Below are 5,602 nucleotides of genomic sequence, written 5' to 3' on the forward strand. Positions count from 1 at the left end.
CCCCCCTCTCCCCGCATCTGGCATTTCCGGCTCCTCTCCTTTACAGTTGCAGGGCAATCGGTTCCGCCCCTCCGGGGGGAGGTTTTTGGAGAAGTCGAGGCACGGACATGACCACCCGCATTGGCATAAACGGATTTGGCCGCATCGGACGCAGCATCCTCCGGGCGCAACGTAAAGACCCCCTGTTCGCAGACCTGGCCATCGTGGCCATCAACGATCCCATGCCGCCCGAAACCGCACGCCATCTGCTGCACTACGATTCGGTCCACGGCAACTTCCCCGCCCAGGTCAATACCACCGGCCACGGCCTCGAAATCGACGGAGAGCCTATCTCCTATTTCGGCGCAGGTGTGCCAGAAGCCATCCCCTGGCAAGCCGCCAGGGTCGACTACGTCGTCGAAGCCTCCGGACGATTCATCCAGCCCGATGCCGTTCGCGGCCACCTCCAGGGCGGGGCCCGGCGCGTCGTGCTGACCGCCCCCGCCAACGGCGAAATGCGTACCCTGGTCATGGGCATCAACGAATCGGAATACGATCCCCGCTACGACCGCATCGTCTCCAACGCCTCCTGCAGCACCAACTGCCTGGCCCATACCGCCAAAGTCCTGCTCGACCACTTCGGCCTGGAACACGGCATGATCACCACCGTGCACGCCTACACCGCCGATCAGTCCCTGCTCGACCGACCCCATGCCGACCTGCGCCGCGCCCGCGCCGCCGGCGTCTCCATGATCCCCACCAAAACCGGCGCCGCCGCCGCCATCGGACGGGTGCTGCCCGCCCTGAAAGGCCGCCTCGACGGCCTCGCCGTGCGCGTGCCCACCCCCGATGTCTCCCTGATGGACCTGGTGGCCCAGGTCAAACGCCCCTGTTCCGTCGAAGAGGTCCACGCCGCCTATCGCGCCAGCGCCAACCGCTATCTGGGCTACAGCGACCAACCCCTGGTCTCCGTCGACTACGTCGGCAATACCCACTCCGCCGTCTACGACGCCGATACCACCCGCGTCATCGGCAACACCGTCAAGGTGATGAGCTGGTACGACAACGAATGGGGCTACGCCAACCGCGTGCTGGACCTGCTGCGCTACATGGTCGCCCGGGAACTCGCATGAGCGATACGGCGCAACCCGCCACGGAAGAGGAGGAGCTGCCGCCCCTCTCCGACGCCCTGATCGCCAACCTCCAGGAAACCGCCGTCGGACCCGTGCCCATCCTGCCCCGGCAGGAGATCCTGCGCCAGGTGGTGCAGGGCTACGAAGGCATCCAAACCGGGCTGGAAAAGCTGCTGAAAGAGCTGAACCACCCCTATCGCAACTGGTCGCTGCTGCTGCCCGATCTACGCCGTTTCGTCACCGATCAGGCCTTTCGCTACCGGGCCCATCCCCAGGGCGAACACTGCGCCCGCCTCTTCGCCGATTTCTTCTTCCAGGCGCTGGCCGAAGTGGATAACCCGCTGCTCAGCTTCTCGGCCCTGGAAGGAGTGACCGCCTACCTGGAAAAACTCACCGAACGCCTCGCGCCCGCCGAGCTGCAGGCCCATGCCTCCTTTCTGGACCAAACCTTCCGCCGCCTGGCCGCGCTGCCCGAAAAACACCAGCTGCTGCTGGCCCAAAGCCACTACGGCCTGGCCCGCACCGGACGCAACCTGCTGCAGGTGATCAAAACCCTGCCCGGACCCATGCCGCTCGACCCGGTCGCCTTCCGCGACATGCTGATCACCCCGCTGCGAACCACCTACCTCTACTGGCTGGAACAGGAGGATCCGGAAAGCTACTGGGAGCCCGGCGCCAAATCGATCGAAGCCATCTCCCACCGCCTGCTGGAAGAGCATCTGCGCCAGTTGCGCCGCCTCGAAGGGCAACTGCTCACCACCCTGCCCACCTCGGCGGAAGACGATCCCGCCGACCCGCATGTGAAAGGTCTGACCGAGCTGCTGGGCCTGCCGGGTTATCTGGACATGCTGCGCCATTACCGCAACGCCACCCGGGAGCTGGGCGCACCCAACGGCGGGGAACACAACGAAAACACCCAGCGCCTCATCGAAGGCCGCAAGCTGCGCTTCATGTTCCATATCATGGAGACCGAAGGCCTCTCCCTGATCCACGAGGAGACCCTGCGGGAGATCATTCGCAGCTTCCTGCATCTGGTGCAGTTGCAGCAGAGTTACGAAGCCCTGCGGGAGTTTCTCGACCGCACCTTCAATTTCCTCAACGCCAACGTGGTCAACTACCCCACCACCGCCCTGCAGTGCATCGACGCTTTGGGACGCGACATCCTGGGGCGCAACAACAGCCGCCTGCTGGAGGCCTTTCTGGGCCAGGTGGTGCGTTTCGGCTTCCAGTACAGCGGCTTTCGCGGCGTCGGCAGCGACTGGCAACCCCTGCGCAATCCCGCCCACCTGCACAACATCCGCGTCTGGCTCAACCTGATCACCCGCCACCCCTGGTGGTGCCAAACCCTGCTCTCCGCCCTGATCATCAACCTGAAGCTGACCGGCACCTGCATTCGCGACACCGACCTCTTCCAGAAAGAGGTCACCCGACTGCTCAACAGCGACATCCGCCCGGTCTACAATCTGGTCAAACAGTTCAGCCGCCTGCTGCCGGTCTTCTTCAACGAAATCGGCGCGGAAGGCGAATTGCGCGATGTCTCCACCGAACTGGACGAAAGCACCCGCCGCCAGGATCACCTGATCCATTTTCTGCGCAAACAGTGCCATGTCGACTCCACCAACCTGATCGTCAATCAGGCGGAGATGATCCTGCGCTACTGGCGTACCGGGCAGCGCCAGGTACTGGAAAACGGCTTTCCCGAGGCGCTGACCGGCAGCCTGGAACCGGCCGGTCCCTGTTTCCGCGAGGTTCACGAGCTGCTCAACCGGCTCTTCGCCGAAAAGGGATTTCACAGCGAAACCCAGTTGCTGACCTGGCCCCTGGAAGAGGCATTGGCCTACATCGACGGTGTGGAATCCATCTCCCCCCGGGAGCGGCGTCGCCTGTTCCTGCTCATCCGCCTCTATCAGTTGCTGCACCTCAAATACAATCTGGGCTATCGCGGTTTGCAGGCCATGCTGGTGACGGCGGTGCGGGACGGGCTTTCCGAGGTCAAGCCGCTGCTCAAGGCCTTGCAGGCCAAACCCGGCGAAGAGCCCTCCCTGGAGCTGCTGCTGACCACCCTCGAAGCCCTCAAGGCGGTGATTCTCAGCGCCGAGGTCTATCCGGCCAAGGAGGAGATCTTCCAGAAACGCCATATCGCCGTGGATATCCCGTCGGTCTACGGGCGCTATCAGGAGAAGAAGTTCGACGCCCTCTCCCTGTCGTTTCGCCTGGAGCAGTTGGCCAATCTGCATCTGGAACGGCTGGTGGAGCGTCTGCCCGAGGGGTTCATCACCCGGGCCGCCTTCTTCCGGGTGGTGAAGTATCTGCGTCTCTACCTGCGGGCCCTCGATCTGGATGGCATCTCCTCCCGCAAGCTGCGCAACCACCTCGACATTCTGGAACGCTTTCTGGAGCTGAACCAGTTCTCCTACCATCAGTATGTCGACATCTTCCGTGGCTTCGCCGAAGGGGTGCAGGAGGCCATCGACACCTATTACATGACCCATCACCGCAACAATCTGGCCCTGATCGTGCCGCTGATCACCCGCGAGGTGCTGGTGGCCCGCTATCGCGACCACTGGAACGGGGATGCCGAAACCCTGATCGAGCGGGTGGGGGAGTCGCTGGTGCGGGATCTCATCGGCGAGACCTTCGGTTTGCAGGCCTTCGACCGCTTCATCTCCCGGCTGCGACGCATCCTCTCCTCCCAGGAAAAGCGCTTGACCACCCGGGGTCTGGATCAGCTCATGAGCTACGATCCGGCCAAGCTCTTCTGCGACCTGCACAAACCCAATCCCCACACCCGCAACCTCATCGATCTGGGCAACAAGGGCTTCAATCTGGTGCAACTGGTGGATCAGGGCGCGCCGGTGCCGCCGGGGGTGATTCTCACCACCGAATTCTTCCGCTGCCGTCAGGTGGTGCGCCTCTATCCGCCGGCGTGGCAGGATTTCGTCGAGCAGTTGCAGGCCAACATGCGCCTCATCGAACGGCGCAGCGGGCTGCTCTTCGGCAATGCGGAGCGACCCCTGCTGCTGTCGGTGCGCAGCGGCGCCCTGATCTCCATGCCCGGCATGATGCAGACCATCCACAACGTGGGCATCAACACCGACATCGTCGACGGGCTGATCCGTCAGTCGGGCAGCGCCTTCTTCGCCTGGGACAATTACCGGCGTTTCGTGCAGTCCTGGAGCATGTCCTTCAATCTGGAGCGCAGCTTCTTCTCGGAGCTGATGCACCAGGCCAAACGACGTTGCAACGTGCAGATGAAGCGCGAGTTCAGCGCGGAGCAGATGCGGGATCTGGCCCTGGCCTATCGGGTGCGGGCCCAGCGCGAGGGGGTGGTCATTCCCGACGACCCCTGGGAGCAGCTTCACGCCGCCATCAACCAGGTGGTCAAATCCTGGAACGCGCCCAAGGCGGCGGAATACCGGCGCATCATGAACATCGCCAACGACTGGGGCACGGCGGTGGTGCTGCAAAGCATGGTTTTCGGCAACGTGCATCAGTCGGCGGGCACCGGGGTCTTGTTCACCGCCAATCCCTATCGCAACCGCCTCAACCGGGTGGTGTTGTGGGGCGACTACACCCCCGGCAACCAGGGGGAGGATATCGTTTCCGGGCTGGTGGCCACCCGTCCCATCTCTCTGGAGCAGTGTCTTTACGACGGACGTGACCCGGAGAGTTCGCTGGAGCGGTGTTTTCCGCAGATTTTTCAGAAATTGCTGACGCTGGCCCGTCATTTGGTGTATGAAAAACGATGGAATCCCCAGGAGATGGAGTTCACCTTCGATGGTCCCGGCGCGGAGAATCTCTTCCTGTTGCAGACACGGGACATGGTGACTCAGCGCGGGGGATTGCCGGTTCTCAAGGGTTTTTCGGGAGAGTCGGACATTGCCGGACATCGTTTGGGCACGGGTATCGGGGTCAGCGGGGGGGCGTTGTGTGGTTTGGTGGTGTTCAATCTGGAACAGATCGAGGCGTTGCGGGTCGAAAAGCCGGGTGTGCCCTTGATTCTGATCCGTTACGATACGGTGCCGGACGATATTCGCGAGATCTCCAGGGCCGATGGTTTGTTGACCGCCCGTGGGGGGCAGACCTCGCATGCGGCCATTGTGGCGGCGCGGCTGGAAAAGACCTGTGTGGTGGGTTGTGAGGAATTGATCTTTCGGGAGCAGCATTGCACCATTGGTGGGCATGAAATTCGCTACGGGGAGGAGATCGGCATCGACGGGCGGGGGGGATTGGTGTTGCGGGGCTGGCATCCGCTGGAGACGCGCTCCCTGGCGATGGCGGAATGATCCGGGCCGCCTTTCAATATGTTATCCTTTAAGTATCAAAAAAAGGAAATGTTCTGTCTTTTGACTTTTACTTTGTTGTTCAATAGAGATCTTTTTTGTGAATATTTTTGAATAAATTAAAGATAAGTCTTCGTGCCCCTGCCCAGCATGGCATGATCGTGTCAACGGCGAAAGGAAAAGTCCCAGGGGTGCCCCCTGGACCCC

The 5,602-nt window shown here is 62.3% G+C and carries 2 protein-coding genes; both read left to right on the top strand.

Annotated elements, in window-relative coordinates; all coding sequences use genetic code 11:
- Positions 1-107 precede the first annotated feature (107 nt).
- The gene (gene gap, locus HQL56_17760) at positions 108-1,112 is read left to right on the top strand and encodes a type I glyceraldehyde-3-phosphate dehydrogenase (GenBank protein ID MBF0311366.1); all 1,005 of its coding nucleotides are present in this window, start codon (positions 108-110) and stop codon (positions 1,110-1,112) included.
- A complete protein-coding gene (locus HQL56_17765) occupies positions 1,109-5,398 on the top strand; it encodes a phosphoenolpyruvate synthase (GenBank protein ID MBF0311367.1) in 4,290 nt (1,429 codons plus the stop codon). Before gap ends, HQL56_17765 begins: the two co-directional genes overlap by 4 nt.
- Positions 5,399-5,602: the final 204 nt, after the last annotated feature.

Source organism: Magnetococcales bacterium, assembly GCA_015231925.1.
Taxonomy (GTDB): domain Bacteria; phylum Pseudomonadota; class Magnetococcia; order Magnetococcales; family JADGAQ01; genus JADGAQ01.